The following is an 18,006-nucleotide window of genomic DNA, read 5'->3' as shown; positions in this document are numbered from 1 at the left end:
CATTCAAGGTTAAGCGGGTCTTAACCTGGCCTTCCTAACCTCTGGGCCATGGTCGGCATCATGCCGCCGGACAATCCGGAAACCGATCGCAACAGCATGCGCACCGTCCGTCGCTCCCAATCGCTCATGGACCGCCTGCCCGATCCGGTGCGGGAGTTCCTGTCGCGCCGCGCCTCCGAATTGGTTGGCCTCGGCGTGCTCGGCCTCATCGTCATGGTCGCGCTGGCGCTGGCGAGCTGGTCTGTGGACGACCCCAGCATCAACAATGCGACCAACGGCGCCGTGCGCAACTGGCTCGGCCGGCCCGGCGCGATGGTCGCGGACCTGCTGATGCAGCTCATCGGGCTCGGCGTCATCGCCGTGCTGTTCCCGCCGATGATCTGGGCCTTGCGCCTGATTCGTTTTCATCTCTTCGATCGCGGCGCGCTGAAGCTCGGCCTCTGGATTCTCGGCATCACCGCCGCAGCCGCCGTGGCGAGCGCGCTGCCCGCGACGCCGCGCTGGCCCTTGCCCACCGGTATGGGCGGGGTCATCGGCGACGGACTCCTGTTCGGCACGCGCAACATCGCGGGTATCGCAGGCGGCGCGGTGGCGAGCCTCGTCGGCTTTCTCTATGCCGGCATCGCGATCCTCGCGGTGACCGCCGCCGCCGGTTTCGGCTTCGTCCACGACGAGGATCCGTTGCTCGAGGATGACGACGACGCCCTGTCGGATCGCGAGGAGCGCGCCGACGAGGAACCCGGCATCGCGGTGATCCTGGTGGGCTGGCTCGCTCATGGCGCGATGGCGCTGCGGGGCGCGATCCTGCGCCGTCTGCCGCACCCGCCGGAACCCGCCATCGACACCGGGGCCGTTCCGCCCCCCCAAGGCGGCCGCATTCGCCGCGAACCGGACTTCGGCGAGAGCCGCGGTTCAGGACAGCCCATCCCCGATTTCCGGCCGGAGCCCTTGGCGGGAGCCAAGCCGGCGCGCACCGCGACCAATGAGGAACCGCCTTTCGACGTCGATGAGGCCGAGGATCTCCGCGATCTCAATGCGCCGCGCGTCACCGCCCGCGCCCCCGCGCCCAAGCCCGGCCGGCGCATCCAGCGGGAAGCCCAGCCCTCCCTGCTCGACCGCGAAACCTTCGAGCTGCCGCCGCTTACATATCTTGGCGAGCCCAAGAAGAGCCCGACCACCACGGTCTCCACCGATGCGCTCGAACAGAATGCAACGCTGCTGGAAGGCGTTCTCGAGGATTTCGGCGTGCGCGGCGAAATCACGCAGGTGCGGCCCGGCCCGGTTGTCACCTTGTACGAGCTTGAGCCTGCGCCGGGGACGAAGTCCTCTCGGGTGATTTCGCTGGCCGACGACATTGCGCGCTCGATGAGCGCGGTGTCGGCGCGCGTGGCGGTGATCCCCGGCAAGAACGCCATCGGCATCGAATTGCCCAATGCCCGCCGCGAGACGGTGTTCCTGAGGGAGCTGCTGGCGAGCCAGGATTTCGAGGGCACCAAGCACAAGCTCGCGCTCTGCCTCGGCAAGACCATCGGCGGCGAGCCGGTGATCGCCGATCTCGCCCGCATGCCGCATCTGCTCGTCGCCGGCACCACCGGCTCGGGCAAGTCGGTCGCGATCAACACCATGATCCTGTCGATCCTCTACCGGCTGAAGCCGGAAGAGTGCCGGCTGATCATGGTCGATCCCAAGATGCTGGAACTGTCGGTCTATGACGGCATCCCCCATCTGCTCACCCCGGTCGTGACCGATCCCAAGAAGGCGGTCGTCGCCCTGAAATGGGCGGTGCGCGAGATGGAGGAGCGCTACAAGAAGATGTCGAAGCTCGCGGTGCGCAACATCGACGGCTTCAATGCCAGGGTGGTCGAGGCCAAGGCTGCCGGCGAGGTCATCACCCGCACCGTCCAGACAGGTTTCGACAAGGGCACCGGCGAGGCGATCTATGAAGAAGAGGTCATGGACCTCGAGCCTTTGCCCTACATCGTCGTCATCGTCGACGAGATGGCCGACCTGATGATGGTCGCCGGCAAGGAGATCGAGGGCACGATCCAGCGCCTGGCACAGATGGCGCGCGCCGCCGGCATCCATGTCGTGCTGGCCACCCAGCGCCCCTCGGTCGACGTCATCACCGGCACGATCAAGGCGAACTTCCCGACCCGGATCTCCTTCCAGGTCACCAGCAAGATCGACTCGCGCACCATCCTGGGCGAAATGGGCGCCGAGCAGCTGCTCGGCCAGGGCGACATGCTCTACATGGCCGGCGGCGGGCGCATCACCCGCGTCCACGGCCCCTTCGTCTCCGATGGMGAGGTCGAGAAGGTCGTCGCCCATCTCAAGACGCAAGGCCGCCCTCAGTACCTCGACGCCGTCACCTCCGACGAGGAGGACGCCGGCGAGGAGGGCGAGGACGGCGCTGTCTTCGACAAATCCGCCATGGGCTCGGTCGATTCAGACGACCCCTACGAGCAGGCCGTGGCCGTCGTGCTGCGCGACAAGAAGGCCTCGACCTCCTACATCCAGCGCCGCCTCCAGATCGGCTACAACCGCGCCGCATCCATCATGGAACGCATGGAACACGAAGGCATCGTCGGACCCGCAAACCACGCCGGGAAAAGAGAGATCCTGGTCGACAGTCTTCCCCAGATCGACGACGGGGAGTGATTTCCCGGTCACTGCAGGTCATCCCGGGCTACCGAAGGGAGACCCGGATCCATTCCTGAACCTTGTCGAAGAGCGTTCCGGAATGGATCCCGGATCGGCGTCGCTTCGCGAATGGTCCGGGATGACCGCGCGTCCGGACCGAAGCGCGGCTTACCCTGCGATAACGCCCTTCCTCAGCAGGAAGCAGCCATAGGGCCTGCTATCGCCGACCTGCACCACGCCGAAGGCCTTGCGCGCCGCCTCGTAGAAGGCGAAGCGCTCGATCCCGGGCAGCGGCGTGGGCCCGGCCTGCGCGGCGGCAACCTCGGCCTCGACCTCCTTTTGGATCACCGGCACGGCGGAGGCATCGCCCACCACGAGCATCCGGCGGATCGGCTCAGGCTCGAAATCGTCGATCGGCAGCACGGTCAGGATGGCGCGCACGGCTTTAGCCATCGTCAGCCCAGGCAGGCGCACGATTCGGCCCGAGGTCGTGGCACGCGCAATCGTCTCGGCCGGATGATTGGCATCGACAACCGCGAGATCATCGCCATGGCCCATCGCGGCAAGGAGCCAGAGCAGATCGGGGCCGAGGATGGGGTCGATCGATTTCAGCATGTCGGCACCGGCGCGTTTTCGGGGATAAGCCCTTCCGCCCGCAGATCGCTCCACAAGGCGGCCGGGACGGGGCGGGAGACGAGATCGAGATTGCGACTGATCTCATTGGGGGTCACCGCACCAAGCACCACCGTCGCGACGGCGGGATGGGCCGCGGCGAAGGCGAGCGCTGCCTGCGGCAGGGCCGCATCATGCGCGGCGCAGACCGCCTCGATGCGCGCCACTTTCGCGAGAATCTCGGGCGGCGCCGGCTTGTAATTGTAATGCGCGCCGGGCTTGGCGCCGGTGGCGAGGATGCCGGAATTGAAGACGCCGGCCAGCATGACCGCGATCTTCTTTTCCAGCGCCAGCGGCAGGAAGCCGTCGAGCGCACCTTGCTCCAGCAACGAGTATCGCCCGGCCAGCATCATCACGTCGAAATCGCCCGCCCGCGCGAAGCGTTCGCACATCTCGGCTTCGTTGACGCCTACGCCGATGGCCTTGACCGCGCCCGATGCCCTCAGCTTGTCTAGCGCCCGGTAGGCCCCGTCCATCGCCTCGGCGAAGCGCTGTTCCATCCGGTCGCCATGGGTCCAGACATCGACATCGTGGATCAGCAGGATGTCGACATGGTCGGTGCCGAGCCTGAGCAGGGACTGCTCCAGCGAGCGCATCGCGCCGTCATAGGAGTAGTCGATCACCGCCGGGTGCGGCAGGCCGCCGGCATAGCCGGAGCCGTCCGTTTTGGGCGCGCCGGCCTGCATCCAGCGGCCGACCTTGGTGGAGAGAATGACGCTCTCGCGCTTTACCGTCCGCAGGGCGGCGCCGATGCGGTGCTCGGAGAGGCCGTGGCCATAAAGCGGCGAAGTGTCGATCAGATTGATTCCGGCCGTCAGCGCTGCGGTCACCGTCGCCTGTGCGGTCGCCTCGTCGAGATGACCGTAGAGGTCACCAAGCGGCGCTCCGCCAAAGCCGATCAGGCTGGGCTGCAGTCCGGCGATCGGCCGGCCCGGAGGCAAAGGCTGCGTGATGTCTGCGGTCGTCATGTCACCCCCTTCGGCGGGGGCGCATCTGAGTCCGGTTCGAACCGGAAATCAACCGGCGACGCCTCTAACGAAAACCGGCCGGGCGACAAGCCCGGCCGGTTGGAAGCGCTCGGCAACGGTGGGGCTTATTCCGCCGGCAAGGGCAGCGGCGCGCCATCCATGCTGGTGACAGGCGCGCCACTCAGCGCGGCATGCAAGCGATCGGTATCGAGTTCGCCTTCCCAGCGCGCCACGACGATAGTCGCAACCGCATTGCCGATGAAGTTGGTGATCGCCCGGCATTCCGACATGAAGCGGTCGATGCCGAGGATCAGCGCCATACCCGCGACGGGTACGGAAGGCACGACCATCAGCGTGGCCGCGAGCGTGATAAAGCCCGCGCCGGTAATCCCCGCCGCGCCCTTCGAGCTCAGCATCGCGACCAGCAGCAGCAGCACCTGATCGCCGAGCGGCAGATGGATGTCCATCGCCTGGGCGATGAACAGGGCCGCCAACGTCATGTAGATGTTGGTGCCGTCGAGATTGAAGGAATAGCCCGTCGGAATGACGAGACCGACGACCGAGCGCTTGCAGCCCGCGGCTTCCATCTTCTCCATCAGCGCTGGCAAGGCCGCCTCCGAGGAGGAGGTGCCGACGACCAGCAGGATCTCCTCCTTGATGTAGCGGATCAGAGCGAAGATCGAGAAGCCGTTGTAGCGGGCGACGGCGCCGAGCACGACGATGACGAAGATCGCCGCGGTCAGGTAGAAGGTCGCGATCAGCATGGCGAGATTGGCGACGGAGCCGATGCCATAGCGGCCGATGGTGAAGGCCATGGCCCCGAAGGCGCCGATGGGTGCGGCCTTCATCAAAATCGAGACCAGCTTGAAGATCGGCGCGGTCAGCGACTGTAGGAAGGCGACGACCGGCTCGCCGCGCTCGCCGATCAGCGAGAGCGACAGGCCAAACAGCACCGAGAAGAACAGCACCTGCAGGATGTCGCCCGAAACGAAGGCGCCGGCGATCGTGTCCGGGATGATGTTCATCAGGAAGGCGACGACGCTGGTGTCGTGCGCCTTGACCGCATAGCCCTGCACCGACTTGGCATCGAGCGTGGCGGGGTCGATATGCAGGCCGGCGCCCGGCTGGACGACGTTGGCGACGATCAGGCCGACGATGAGCGCGAGCGTCGAGAAGCAGAGGAAGTAGATCATCGCCTTGCCGGCGACGCGGCCGACCTTCTTCATGTCGCTCATGCCGGCAATGCCGGTCGTGACCGTCAGGAAGATCACCGGCGCGATGACCATGCGCACGAGCTTGATGAAGGCGTCACCGAGCGGCTTCAGAGCGGCACCTTCGGCAGGCCAGAAATGGCCGAGCGCGATGCCGAGCGCGATGGCGACGAGCACCTGCAGGTAGAGATGCTGGTATAATTTCTTCGGACGCGCGGGGGCGGCCGCTGTGAGCGGGAGCGTGGTAGCCATCGTTTCCTCCGTGGGCTGTTATTTGGCCTTGCGAGCATGGTTACGTTCGCAACGAGCGTGCCAAGGCTCGGCGGATGGAGGAATTCGGCGATTTCAACGAGATAGCGCGGATCGCGGCAACGTTCTTAGGCTGCCATGTGCGATTCTCCGCACACACGGCCATTGCTTCAGGCGGAAATCCGCCCATTGTACCGCGATGAGTTCTCCCCGCCCCCTGCAGCGGCCGATCGGCATAGGCCGCGCTTGGCTGGCCTTCCTTCTGGCAGCGGCGCTCCTGCTGGGCGTCGGGCTGATCGCCGCCGGAGATATCGGCCGCAACCGGGCAATCGAGGCGACGCGAGCCCGGGCGGAAGACGCCACGACGCTCGCCATCGCAGTACTGCGGGGCGAGCTGGAGAAGCAGCGCGCCTTGCCGACCATCCTGGCGCGCGATCCCGATGTGCGCGGAGTGCTCTCCGGAGGGGACAGGCACGCGCTCGATCTCAAATTCGCCAGCATCGCCCAGGAAACACGCGCCGCCGTGATCTATCTGCTGGACGCAGCCGGTCTTACCATCGCCGCGAGCAACTGGGACGAGCCGACCAGCTTCGTCGGCAACGATTATGCCTTTCGCGATTATTATCTCAGCGCGACCTTGAACGGCTCGGCCGAGCAGTTCGCGCTGGGCACCGTCAGCAATCGGCCCGGCCTCTACATCACCAGCCGCGTCGCCGAGGGCGGCAGGCTGCTCGGCGTCATCGTGGTCAAGGCCGAGTTCGACCGTGTGGAGACGGATTGGCGCGCGCTGGGTGGGCCGATCTATGTCGCGGACCCGCGCGGGGTCGTGCTGCTCTCGACAGTGTCCGATTGGCGCTTCCGGGTCGAGGCGCCGCTCGATGGAGCGATGCAGACGGAAATCCGGCGCTCGCTCCAGTTCGGCGGGGCGCCGCTTCTCCCGTTGCCTCTGAGCGAGGATGACGAGCTCATCCGCAGCGCCGCGCCGGAACGCTCGCTCAACGTCCAGACACGGCGGGACGTGCCGAGCACGGACTGGCATCTCGACATGCTTCTGCCGGTCGACCGCGCGATCCGCGCCGAGCAGGTCAGGTTGCAGACGCTCGTCGCGCTCGTGCTGCTCGTGGGCCTCAGCGGGGCAGCGTTTCTGTTGCGCCGCCGGCAGCAGGCGGATTTGCGCTTGCGCGCCGCCGCCGAGGCCAAGACCGAGCTGGAACAGCGTGTCGCGGAACGCACCGCCGCGCTGGCAGGCAGCAACGAGCGCCTGAAGGGAGAGATGGCCGAGCGGGCTCACGCGCAGGAGCGCCTCGCCGACATGCGCGAGGAACTGGCCAAGGCCAACCGTCTGGCGACGCTCGGGCAGGTCACCGCCGGCGTCGCTCATGAGATCAACCAGCCGCTGGCGGCGCTGCGGACCTATGCCGAGAACGCCCGTACGCTCGTCGGGCGGCGCGACGAGGGCGGCGCGGATGGGGCGCTCGCCAAGGTGATCGGGCTGACCGAGCGGATCGGGACGATCACCGAGACGCTGCGCGGCTTTGCCCGGCGCGGTGGCAGCGAGTTGAAGCCGGTATCCCTGAGCGAGGCCATCGCCGGGGCGTTGATGATCCTCGATGCCGCGCTGCGGCAGGCAGGGATCGTTCCGCGGATCGACGCCGTCCCGCTCGAACTCACCGTGCTGGCCCGGCATGTCGAGCTGGAACAGGTGCTGGTCAACCTGCTGCGCAACGCTGTCGAAGCGATCGAGATGTTAGCGCAGCGGCCGGCCGAGCCGTTACTGTCGCTGTCCGTGTCAGATCACGGCGACACCGTCTCGATCGCCGTGTCCGATCGCGGCCCCGGCCTCGACGACGCCGCTGTGGCGGCGCTGTTCACGCCGTTCCGCAGCTCGAAGCCGCGCGGCCTCGGGCTCGGCCTGATCATCTGCCACGACATCGTCACCTCCTTCGGCGGCACGCTGACGGCCGCGTGCCGGCCCGGCGAAGGCTGCGCCTTCACCATCGTCCTGAGGCAGGCATCATGAGCCGCGACTTGCGAGAACCCTCTGGGTCCGGTTTTTCCGCGCCTGATCTTGCCGGCTTCGACATCGCTTTCGTCGACGACGATGCCGATCTGCGGGATGCCAACGCCCAGGCGCTCCAGCTTGCGGGTTTCAGCGTCGCGACCTTCGAGGCGGCTGCGGCCTTGCTCGACGAGATCGGCCCCGGTTTCGGCGGCGCGGTCGTCACCGATGTGCGAATGCCCGGCATGGACGGAATCGCGCTGTTTCGCCGGCTGAAGGCGCTCGATGCCGACATTCCGGTGGTGCTGATCTCCGGTCATGCCGATGTCGATATGGTGGTCGGCGCGATGAGCGAAGGCGCCTATGATTTTATCGCCAAGCCCTTCCCGGGCGAGCGGTTGATCGAAACGCTGCGGCGTGCGGTCGAGAAGCGCCGTCTCGTCGTGGAAAACCGCAGGCTCGCGGCGCTTGCCGCGAGTGCCGGCGAGGATGACGGGCTGATCGGCGAGACGCCGGCCATCCTGCGGCTGCGCCAGACCATCCGCGATCTCGCGGATGTCGATGTCGATGTGCTGGTGCTGGGCGAGACCGGCACGGGCAAGGAGGTCGTCGCCAACCTGCTGCACCGGCTCGGCCGGCGGCGCGCGAAGCCGTTCGTGGCGCTGAATTGCGGTGCGCTCCCCGAAAGCGTCATCGAGGGCGAACTTTTCGGTTACGAGGCCGGCGCCTTCACCGGCGCGCAGAAGAAGCGCATCGGGCGTATCGAGCACGCCAGCGGCGGCACACTGTTCCTCGACGAACTGGAAAGCATGCCGCCGAGCGCGCAGGTGAAGCTGCTGCGGGTGCTCGAGGGCCGGGAGGTCGCGCCGCTGGGCTCCAACGAAACGCGCCCCGTCGATTTGCGCGTCGTCGCGGCGACGAAATCCGACCTGGGCGACCCGGCGCAGCGCCGGGATTTCCGGGAGGATCTGTATTACCGGCTCAATATCGTAACGCTGCGTCTGCCGCCGCTGCGCGAGCGGCGCGCGGATATTCCGCTGCTTTTCGCGCATTTCATGGCGCGGGCCGCGCGTAAGTTCAACCGGGAGGCTCCGCCGCTCGAACGCGCCGTGGAACGCCACCTCGCCGCGAGCGACTGGCCGGGCAATGTGCGCGAACTCGTCCATTTCGCCGAGCGGGTCGTTCTCGGCCTGACCGGGGACCTGCCCGCGCCTACGTCGAGCCCTGCCGGCGAAGGCTTGAGCCTGCCGGAGCGGCTCGGCGCGATCGAGGCGGACATGATCCGGGAGGCGCTGGAGGCGCATCGCGGCGATGTCCGCGCCACGCTGGAAGCGCTGCGCATCCCGCGCAAGACGTTCTACGACAAGCTCGCCCGCCACGGCATCTCGCGCGCGGCCTATGAGGGCTCATGACGGTCGGCGTCGGGCTTAACCCTGGCCGCAACGGCTGGTGATGCCGCCTTTCGGACGGCTATTCGTGTCTGAAAAGTTACACTAAGACTGGTGTCAAGGCGGCCTGCGGACGATGCTTCCCAGAGCTTCCGACAAAATGGGGCTACCTTCGCCGGAGGGGCGAAGAGGCGTTCAGGGAGACATTCATGAAGACAATTCTGTTGGCGACACTTTCGGCCGCGGCGCTGATGGCGGCGCAGCCGCTGATGGCGAAAACGCTGGTCTATTGCTCGGAAGGCAGCCCCGAGAACTTCGCGCCGAGCGTCAACACCACCGGGACCTCGTTCGACGCGAATACGCAGATCTACGACACGATCGTGCAGTTCGAGCGTGGCGGCACCAAGGTGCAGCCCAGCCTGGCGGAAAAGTGGGACATCTCGGCCGACGGGCTGACCTACACCTTCCACCTCCGCAAGGACGTGAAGTGGCAATCGAACCGGGCTTTCAAGCCGACGCGCGCCTTCAACGCCGACGACGTGATGTTCATGTTCGATCGGCAGTGGAAGGAGGACAACGCGTTCTTCAAGGTCACCAGTCCGAACCATTCGTATTTCAACGACATGGGCATGCCCAAGCTCTTGAAGTCGATCGAGAAGGTCGATGACTACACCGTCAAGATCACGCTGAACCGGCCCGAAGCGCCGTTCCTCTCCGACCTCGCCATGCAGTTCGCCAGCGTCCAGTCGAAGGAATACGCCGACGCCATGCTGAAGGCCGGCACGCCCGAGAAGCTCGACCAGGAGCCGATCGGCACCGGCCCGTTCTATCTGGTGCAGTACCAGAAAGACGCGATCATCCGTTACAAGGCGTTCCCGGAATACTGGGCCGGCAAGGCCAAGATCGACGATCTCGTTTTCGCGATCACGCCGGACGCTTCGGTGCGCTGGGCCAAGCTCCAGAAGGGCGAATGCCATGTCATGCCCTATCCGAACCCGGCCGATCTCGACGCGATCAGGAAGGACGCCAATGTCCAGGTCCTGGAGCAGCCCGGCCTGAACATCGGCTATCTCGCCTACAACACCACCAAGAAGCCGTTCGACGACGTGCGCGTGCGCAAGGCGTTCAACATGTCGATCGACAAGAAGGCCATCATCGACGCGGTCTATCTTTCGACCGGCATCGCGGCGACCAACCCGATCCCGCCCTCGATGTGGTCGTATAATGCGTCGGTCAAGGACGATGCGTACAATGTCGACGCCGCCAAGAAGCTGCTCGCCGAGGCCGGATATCCGAACGGCTTCGAGACCGACCTCTGGGCCATGCCGGTGCAGCGCCCCTACAATCCCAATGCCAAGCGCATCGCGGAACTGATGCAGGCGGACCTGGCCAAGGTCGGGATCAAGGCGGAAATCAAGACCTACGAGTGGGGCGAGTATCGCAAGCGGCTGCAGGCCGGCGAGCATCAGACGGGCATGTTCGGCTGGACAGGCGACAATGGCGATCCGGACAATTTCCTGGATACGCTTCTCGGCTGCGCCGCGGCGGCGCCCGGCGGCGGCAACGTCGCCAAATGGTGCAACCCCGAGTATCAGGAGCTGGTGACCAAGGCGAAGACCATCTCCGATCAGGCCGAGCGCACGAAGCTCTACGAGCAGGCTCAGGTGGTGTTCAAGCGCGAGGCCCCCTGGTTCACCATCGCCCATGCGGTGCAGCTCAAGCCGATCCGCAAGGAGGTGAAGGACTTCCAGCTTTCGCCCTTCGGCCGCCACACCTTCTACGGCGTCGACCTCGCCAACTGACGCATCTGCGCGCCAGCCATTCTCCACGGCTGGCGCGTCTCCTGCATCACGACGCTGCGGCCCCGCACGGGACCGTAGCCTTTCGGAGCGGGACGACGACGGGACATGAGCCCCGCGCCGGATCCCGCCCTTCCGCGCGATCCCAAGAGACGCCCATGTCCCGCCATCTGATGTCCGCCGCGCTCGCCTTGAGCCTGGGCGCAGTCCTGCTGCCCGCCGCGGCAAGCGCCCAAGCGCTCGTCGTCTGCACGGAAGCGAGCCCCGACTTTCTCAACCCACAATTCAGCAACCAGAACACCGCCTATGACGTGGCGGCGCAGGTCTATGAGCGCCTGACCGCGACCGAGCGCGGCGGCTCGCAGATCATTCCGAGCCTGGCCGAATCCTGGACGATTTCGGATGACGGGCTGAGCTACACCTTCAAGCTACGCAAGGGCGTGAAGTTTCATACGATCAAGGGCTTCACCCCGACGCGCGACTTCAACGCCGACGACGTCGTCTTCTCGCTCGAGCGCATGGCCGACGAGAAGAACGCCTACAACAAGGTCGGCAGCGGCAACTACCAGTTCTTCAACGAGATCGTGAAGCCGAGCTTCAAGGCGATCGAGAAAGTCGACGACTACACGGTCAAGATCACGCTTTCCAAGCCGAACTCGCCGCTGCTCTCGGCGCTTTCGGTCGAGCCCATGTCGATCCTGTCGGCCGAATATGCGGCAGCAATGAGCAAGGCCGGCACGCCGGAGCAGATCGATTTCATCCCCGTCGGCACCGGGCCGTTCTCGCTCACCTCCTATCAGAAGGACGCGACGATCCGCTTCAAGGCGGTCGCGGACCATTGGACCAAGGCGGTGGGCAACAAGGACCGCATGGCGCTGGTCAGCGACCTGATCTTCGTGATCACTCCGGACGCTGCGGTGCGCTTTGCCAAGGTCCGTTCCGGCGAATGCCAGATCGCGCGTTATCCCAACCCCGGCGACCTGCCGGCGATGCGGGCCGATGCGAACATCACCCTCCTGCAGGGCAGCATCGCCGACCAGAGCTTCCTGGCGTTCAACGAGCGCAAGAAGCCCTTCGACGACCAGCGCGTGCGCGAGGCCCTGGCCTACGCCACCAACATCCCGGCGATCATCGACGCGGTCTATCAGGGCACCGGCAAGGCAGCTGCCGCAGCCGTGCCGCCGGCGCTGTGGTCGCATGACGAGGACCTCAAGCAGCGGCCCTACGATCCCGAAAAGGCCAAGGCGCTTCTGAAGGAAGCCGGCCTGCCGAACGGCTTCGAGACGACGCTCTGGGCCATTCCCGTCGTGCGCGCCTATATGCCGAACGGCCGGCGCGCGGCCGAGCTGATCCAGGCGGACTGGGCCAAGATCGGCGTCAAGGCCACCATCCAGACCTTCGAATGGGGCGAGTATCTCAAGCGCGGACGCGCCGGCGAGCATGAAGTCGGCATGTTCGGCTACACCTGGGACTATCCAGACCCAAGCCAGATCCTGCTTTCGGGCTGGACCTGCGAGGGCGTGAAGTCGGGCGGCAACCGCGCCGGCTGGTGCAACCAGGAGGCGTCCGACGCGCTGGCCAAGGCCAGCACGATCACGGACCAGGGCGAGCGGACCAAGCTCTACAAGCGCTTCCAGGAGCTGTTCCACAAGGATGTGGCCGGCCTGCTCTTCGCCAATGCACAGGCCTTCACGCCGGTGCGTAAAGAGGTGAGGGACTACAAGATTCACTTCTTCGGCGGTCAGCCCTTCTACGGCGTCTCGCTCGTCAAGTAAGGCGGGCTTGAAGCCTGACATGATCGGGCGCCGCCACGCAGAGATTGCGCTGGCGGCGCCGGTTCTTTCCAGGGATTGCGCGGGGGATCGCAGACGTTTTTCGATTGTTGCCGACGGCGGATCAGCCTGAGGAGGTCGGCGGGGACCATGCCCGATTTTTCGGCAAGATATGCTTGATCTTGGCCGCGATCTGGTGTTTCCGCTGCGTCTGACCTTACAAATCGACCAAACAACAAGACGGAATGCCGCGCGCCGCCGTGCCCGGCTTTAAGAACACGGGCGAACCATGCTCCGCTTCATCTTCACCCGGGTCAGCCTGGTGATCCCGACCTTCATCGGGATTACGCTGCTGGCCTTCTTCCTGGTCCGGCTGGTGCCGGGCGACCCGATCGAGACCATGGCCGGCGAACGCGGCATCGACGCGACGCGGCATGCTCAGCTGCTCAAGGAATACGGGCTCGACCAGCCGATCCTGGTCCAATACGGCAAATATATCGAGCGGGTCGTGCAGGGCGATCTCGGCAAGTCCATCGTGACGCGCGACAGCGTGCTGAACGAATTCGGGCAGCTCTTCCCGGCGACCATCGAACTCGCCCTCTGCGCCATCCTGCTCGCGCTGATCGTGGGGCTGCCGGCGGGCATTCTCGCGGCGTCGAAACGAAACTCGATCTTCGACCATGGCGTGATGGGGATCTCGCTGACCGGGTATTCGATGCCGATCTTCTGGTGGGGGCTGCTGCTGATCCTGCTGTTTTCGGTGCAGCTCGGCATCACGCCGGTCTCGGGCCGCATCTCCGTGCAGTATTTCATCGAGCCGGTGACCGGCTTCCTGACCATCGACAGCCTGCTGGCCGGCGATATGGATGCCTTCCGGTCGGCTCTGTCGCATCTCGTCCTGCCCGCGATCGTGCTCGGCACCGTGCCGCTCGCCGTCATCGCGCGCATGACCCGCTCGGCGATGCTGGAGGTGCTGGGCGAGGACTATATCCGCACGGCGCGGGCCAAGGGCATGGCACCGCTGCGGGTCGTCGCGCTGCACGCGCTGCGCAATGCGCTGATCCCGGTGGTCACCGTCATCGGCCTGCAGGTCGGCACGCTGTTTACCGGCGCGATCCTGACGGAGACGATCTTTTCGTGGCCCGGCGTCGGCAAATGGCTGATCGAGGCGATCAGCCGGCGCGACTATCCCGTCCTGCAAGGTGGCACGCTGCTGCTGGGCATGGTCGTGATGAGCGTCAACCTGATCGTCGACCTGCTCTACGGGTTGATCAATCCGCGCATCAGGCACGCCCGATGAACCGCCTTTCCAACCAAAGCGCCAAAAGGAGCCCTCGCTCATGAGCGCCGAGACACTGGACGCCCCGGCGGTCGCCGCGCCAAGCGGCACGCCACCCCATCCCGCCCGCGAGTTCTGGAGCTATTTCAGCGCCAACAAAGGCGCGGTCGCCGGCCTCGTCGTCATCGTCGTGGTGCTGGTCTGCGCGCTGTTCGCGCCGCTGATCGCGCCACACAACCCCGACCTGACCAACAACGCCGTTTTCCTCAAGCCGCCCTTCTGGCAGGAGGGCGGCTCGTTTTCCTACCCGCTCGGCACCGACGCCATCGGCCGCGACATCCTCTCGCGCCTGATCTTCGGCGCCAGGCTTTCGCTGGTGATCGGTCTCGCGGTCGTGGCGCTGGCGATCGTCATCGGCGTCGTGCTCGGGCTGGTCGCCGGCTATTTCAAGGGCATGGCCGACATCGCGATCATGCGGCTGATGGACATCCTGATGACGATGCCGAGCCTGCTGCTGGCCATCGTCATCGTCGCGATCCTCGGGCCCGGCCTGATGAACGCGATGCTGGCCGTCGCCATCGTCGTGCTGCCGCATTACGTCCGCATCACGCGCGCCGCCGTCATCACCGAAGCGAGCAAGGATTATGTCGTCGCGGCCCAGGTCAGCGGCGCGCAGACGGTGCGACTGATGTTCCTGGAAATCCTGCCGAACTGCGCGGCGCCGCTGATCGTGCAGGCGACGCTCGGTGTCTCCACCGCCATCCTGGACGCCGCCGCGCTTGGCTTCCTCGGCCTTGGCGCGCAGCCGCCGACCCCGGAATGGGGCACGATGCTGGCCGATGCGCGCGAGTTCGTGCTGCGCGCCTGGTGGGTCGTGACCTTCCCGGGCCTTGCCATCCTGATCACGGTGCTCGCCTTCAACCTGCTCGGCGACGGTCTGCGCGACGCGCTCGACCCCAAACTGAAACGCTGATCCCATGCCATTGCTCGAGATCGAAAACCTCAGCGTCGAGTTCCCCACCTCGCAAGGCACGATGCGCGCGGTCGATGGCGTCAACCTGACGCTGGATGAGGGCGAGATCCTCGGCGTCGTCGGCGAGTCCGGCTCCGGCAAATCGGTCACCATGCTCGCGCTGATGGGGTTGGTCGCCTATCCCGGCCGGATCCGCGCCGACAAGCTACGCTTCGACGGGCGCGACCTCCTGACCATGTCCGCGCGCGAGCGCCGCCAGCTCACCGGCAAGGACGTGGCGATGATCTTTCAGGAGCCGAGCACCAGCCTGAACCCCTGCTTCAGCATCGGCTTCCAGCTGGCCGAAACCCTGCGCAAGCATGAAGGCATGGACAAAAAGGCGGCGAAGCGCCGCTCGATCGAGCTGCTTGAACAGGTCGGCATCCCCGCGCCGGAAAGCCGCCTGAAGGCCTATCCGCACCAGATGTCGGGCGGCATGAACCAGCGCGTGATGATTGCCATGGCGATCGCCTGCAATCCGCGCCTGCTGATCGCCGACGAGCCGACGACGGCGCTCGACGTCACCATCCAGGCGCAGATCCTCGATTTGCTGATGTCGCTCCAGAAGGAGCGCGGCATGGCGCTGGTGCTGATCACTCACAACATGGGCGTGGTGGCAGAAACCGCGCAACGCATCATGGTGATGTATGCCGGGCAGATCATGGAGGAGCGCAAGGTCGACGACCTCTTCGCCAGCCCGCAGCACCCCTATTCCGCCGCGCTACTTTCGGCCCTGCCGGAGCGCAGCGAGAACGCGACGCGGCTTGCTACCATCCCCGGCATGGTTCCCGGTCTGCACGACCGGCCCAAGGGCTGCCTGTTTAGCCCGCGCTGCGCCTATGCCACGCAGCATTCGCGCATCGTGCGGCCCGAACTGCGGCCATGGATGGATGGCAAGGTGCGTTGCCACTACGCGCTGGGAGACCCGCAGCGCGAGGCCGAGCGCGCCCGCGATGAAGGACGGCTGACGACGGAGGCGATGCGATGAGCGAGATCGTCATCGAGGCCCGCGAGCTGACGCAGACCTATCCGGTCAAGCAAGGGCTGTTCAAGCCGCCGGCGCAGTTGCAGGCGGTCAACAAGGTCTCGTTTTCGGTCGAGGCCGGTCGCACGCTCGCCATCGTCGGCGAATCCGGTTGCGGCAAGTCCACGCTGGCGCGCATGGCGACGCTGATCGAAAAACCGACCGCCGGCGAACTCACGCTCGACGGGCTCGACGCGGTAAACCCGCCGGCAGACAAGCGCCGGCACCTGCGCCGCACCGTGCAGTTCGTCTTCCAGAACCCCTATGGCTCGCTCAACCCGCGCAAGAAGGTCGGGAGCATTCTGGAGCAGCCGCTAATCATCAACACCAAGCTGAGCAAAGCCGAGCGCGAGGAGAAGGTCCGCGCGATCATGGCCAAGGTCGGCCTTCGCCCGGAACATTACAGCCGCTATCCGCACATGTTCTCGGGCGGCCAGCGCCAGCGCATCGCGATCGCCCGCGCGCTGATCCTTTCGCCGAAGCTGGTGGTGGCGGACGAGCCGGTTTCGGCGCTCGACATCTCGATCCAGGCGCAGGTTCTGAACCTGCTGGCCGATCTGCAAGACGAGCTGAAGCTCGCCTATCTCTTCATCTCGCACGACCTCGGCGTCGTCCGGCACATCGCCCATGACGTGCTGGTGATGTATCTCGGCAATGCTGTCGAGCATGGGCCGAAGGAAGCGATCTACGCTCGCCCCCTGCACCCCTATACGCAAGCGCTGTTGGCCTCGACGCCGCGCGTCGACGGCGGCAAGCGCGAGCGCATGATCCTGCGCGGCGAGCTGCCCTCCCCGCTCAACCCGCCCAAGGGCTGCGTGTTCTCGACCCGTTGCCCCTTCGTCACGGAGCGCTGCCGGGCCGAGCGGCCGGACAAGCGCGAGGTCGATGGCCGGCTGGTGGCCTGCCACTATGCCGAGGATTTTTTGGCGAAGGCGGCGGCGTAAGCAATTCGACACGCGTCATGCTCGGACTTGACCCGAGCATCTCCGTCCGGAGGAGGCTCCTTCGCCTTCTCGTCACGAGATTCTCGGGTCGAAGCTTCGCTTCGCCCGAGAACGACGGCCGCGCCTACAGCCCTCAAATCCCCTTGGTCACGCCGCCATCGACACGGATGTTCTGGCCGGTGATGTAGCCGGCGTCGGGCGAGAGCAGGAAGGCAACCGTGCCGGCGATCTCGTCGGCCGTACCGTAGCGCTGCATCGGCACGGTCGCGCGCCGCGCATCGGTCGCCGGCAGGCTGTCGATCCAGCCGGGCTGGACGTTGTTGATGCGGATGTTGCTGGCGGCATATTTGTCCGCGAAGATCTTGGTGAAGGTGGCCAAGCCTGCACGGGCCATCGCCGAGGTCGGAAACATGTCGGTCGGCTCGAAGGCCCAGGCGGTCGAGATGTTGACGATCGCGCCAGCGCCCTGCTTCTCCATCACTGGCGTGACCAGCCTGATCGGGCGGACCGCACTCAGAAAATAGACGTCCAGGCCCTTTTGCCAATCCTCATCGGTGAGGTCGAGGATCGGCGCGCGGGGGCCGTGACCGGCGCTGTTGACCAGCGCGTCGATGCGGCCCCAGCGTTCGAGCGTCGCATCGACCAGCCGCTTGACGTCGTCGTTGGACTGGTTGGAGCCGGTGATGCCGAGCCCGCCGAGCTCGGTGGCCAGCGCCTCGCCCTTGCCCGAGGACGACAGGATCGCGACCTTGTAGCCGTCCTTGGCGAGACGCCGCGCTACGGCAGCCCCCATGCCGCTGCCGCCGGCGGTAACGATCGCGACCTTGTCCATGATCTCGTCTCCAGAGTGTTCGCTGCGAATAGGCGGACATTCTTGAACGGAGCGCGGGTCTGGCGCCACTGCAAAGCTGCATGTGGCGTTCTGCCGAGACGCCAATAGGGAACGCAGAGCGCCAAGCATCCGTCATTGCGAGCGCAGCGAAGCAATCCAGGGCGGCCGTGCTCTATGTCTCCCTGGATTGCTTCGCTGCGCTCGCAATGACGGGAAA

13 protein-coding genes are annotated in these 18,006 nt (G+C 65.9%); 9 read left to right on the top strand and 4 right to left on the bottom strand.

The features are described 5' to 3' along the window. The first annotated feature begins 96 nt into the window (after nucleotides 1-96). Nucleotides 97-2,658, top strand: a complete 2,562-nt coding sequence (locus AC1DR6_RS14330; RefSeq protein WP_476829910.1) for a DNA translocase FtsK — start codon at nucleotides 97-99, stop codon at nucleotides 2,656-2,658. A gap of 150 nt (nucleotides 2,659-2,808) precedes the next feature. Here AC1DR6_RS14330 and AC1DR6_RS14325 read toward each other — a convergent pair whose 3' ends face one another. The 3 genes from AC1DR6_RS14325 to AC1DR6_RS14315 all read right to left on the bottom strand — a co-directional run bounded on the left by AC1DR6_RS14325 (nucleotide 2,809) and on the right by AC1DR6_RS14315 (nucleotide 5,743). Beyond that, entirely contained in the window at nucleotides 2,809-3,255 is a 447-nt protein-coding gene (locus tag AC1DR6_RS14325) for an RbsD/FucU family protein (RefSeq protein ID WP_476829909.1), read from the bottom strand. Next, nucleotides 3,249-4,280, bottom strand: a complete 1,032-nt coding sequence (locus tag AC1DR6_RS14320) for an aldo/keto reductase (RefSeq protein ID WP_476829908.1) — start codon at nucleotides 4,278-4,280, stop codon at nucleotides 3,249-3,251. The genes AC1DR6_RS14325 and AC1DR6_RS14320 overlap by 7 nt, the downstream gene beginning before the upstream one ends. A gap of 125 nt (nucleotides 4,281-4,405) precedes the next feature. Next, on the bottom strand, nucleotides 4,406-5,743 hold the full coding sequence (locus AC1DR6_RS14315) for a dicarboxylate/amino acid:cation symporter (protein ID WP_476829907.1): 1,338 nt from the start codon (nucleotides 5,741-5,743) through the stop codon (nucleotides 4,406-4,408). Nucleotides 5,744-5,939: 196 nt separating this feature from the next. Between AC1DR6_RS14315 and AC1DR6_RS14310 the strand changes: the two genes are divergently transcribed. The 8 genes from AC1DR6_RS14310 (at nucleotide 5,940) to AC1DR6_RS14275 (ending at nucleotide 16,957) form a co-directional block, all read left to right on the top strand. Next, a complete protein-coding gene (locus tag AC1DR6_RS14310; protein WP_476829906.1) occupies nucleotides 5,940-7,760 on the top strand; it encodes a sensor histidine kinase in 1,821 nt (606 codons plus the stop codon). After that, nucleotides 7,757-9,151 (top strand): sigma-54-dependent transcriptional regulator, encoded by a 1,395-nt coding sequence (locus AC1DR6_RS14305; RefSeq protein ID WP_476829905.1) that lies wholly within the window; start codon nucleotides 7,757-7,759, stop codon nucleotides 9,149-9,151. Before AC1DR6_RS14310 ends, AC1DR6_RS14305 begins: the two co-directional genes overlap by 4 nt. Nucleotides 9,152-9,336: 185 nt before the next feature. After that, complete coding sequence (locus AC1DR6_RS14300; RefSeq protein ID WP_476829904.1) at nucleotides 9,337-10,929, top strand: ABC transporter substrate-binding protein; 1,593 nt, start codon at nucleotides 9,337-9,339, stop codon at nucleotides 10,927-10,929. A 155-nt stretch (nucleotides 10,930-11,084) separates the two neighbouring features. Further along, the gene (locus AC1DR6_RS14295) at nucleotides 11,085-12,701 is read left to right on the top strand and encodes an ABC transporter substrate-binding protein (protein WP_476829903.1); all 1,617 of its coding nucleotides are present in this window, start codon (nucleotides 11,085-11,087) and stop codon (nucleotides 12,699-12,701) included. A gap of 286 nt (nucleotides 12,702-12,987) precedes the next feature. Further along, a complete protein-coding gene (locus tag AC1DR6_RS14290) occupies nucleotides 12,988-13,998 on the top strand; it encodes an ABC transporter permease subunit (protein ID WP_476829902.1) in 1,011 nt (336 codons plus the stop codon). Between the two features lie 40 nt (nucleotides 13,999-14,038). Then, a complete protein-coding gene (locus AC1DR6_RS14285) occupies nucleotides 14,039-14,950 on the top strand; it encodes an ABC transporter permease subunit (RefSeq protein WP_476829901.1) in 912 nt (303 codons plus the stop codon). A 4-nt stretch (nucleotides 14,951-14,954) separates the two neighbouring features. Then, on the top strand, nucleotides 14,955-15,977 hold the full coding sequence (locus AC1DR6_RS14280) for an ABC transporter ATP-binding protein (RefSeq protein WP_476829900.1): 1,023 nt from the start codon (nucleotides 14,955-14,957) through the stop codon (nucleotides 15,975-15,977). Next, nucleotides 15,974-16,957, top strand: coding sequence for a peptide ABC transporter ATP-binding protein (locus AC1DR6_RS14275; RefSeq protein WP_476829899.1), 984 nt, complete (start codon nucleotides 15,974-15,976; stop codon nucleotides 16,955-16,957). Before AC1DR6_RS14280 ends, AC1DR6_RS14275 begins: the two co-directional genes overlap by 4 nt. A 133-nt stretch (nucleotides 16,958-17,090) precedes the next feature. On the opposite strand, the gene AC1DR6_RS14270 is transcribed toward AC1DR6_RS14275, so the two are convergent. Beyond that, nucleotides 17,091-17,789 carry an SDR family oxidoreductase gene (locus AC1DR6_RS14270; RefSeq protein ID WP_476829898.1) on the bottom strand — a complete coding sequence of 233 codons (699 nt, stop codon included), beginning with the start codon at nucleotides 17,787-17,789 and terminating at the stop codon, nucleotides 17,091-17,093. Nucleotides 17,790-18,006 lie beyond the last annotated feature (217 nt).

The sequence above is a fragment of the Allobosea sp. P5_A5 genome (assembly GCF_056400625.1).
This window is presented reverse-complemented; position numbering and strand designations above follow the sequence as displayed.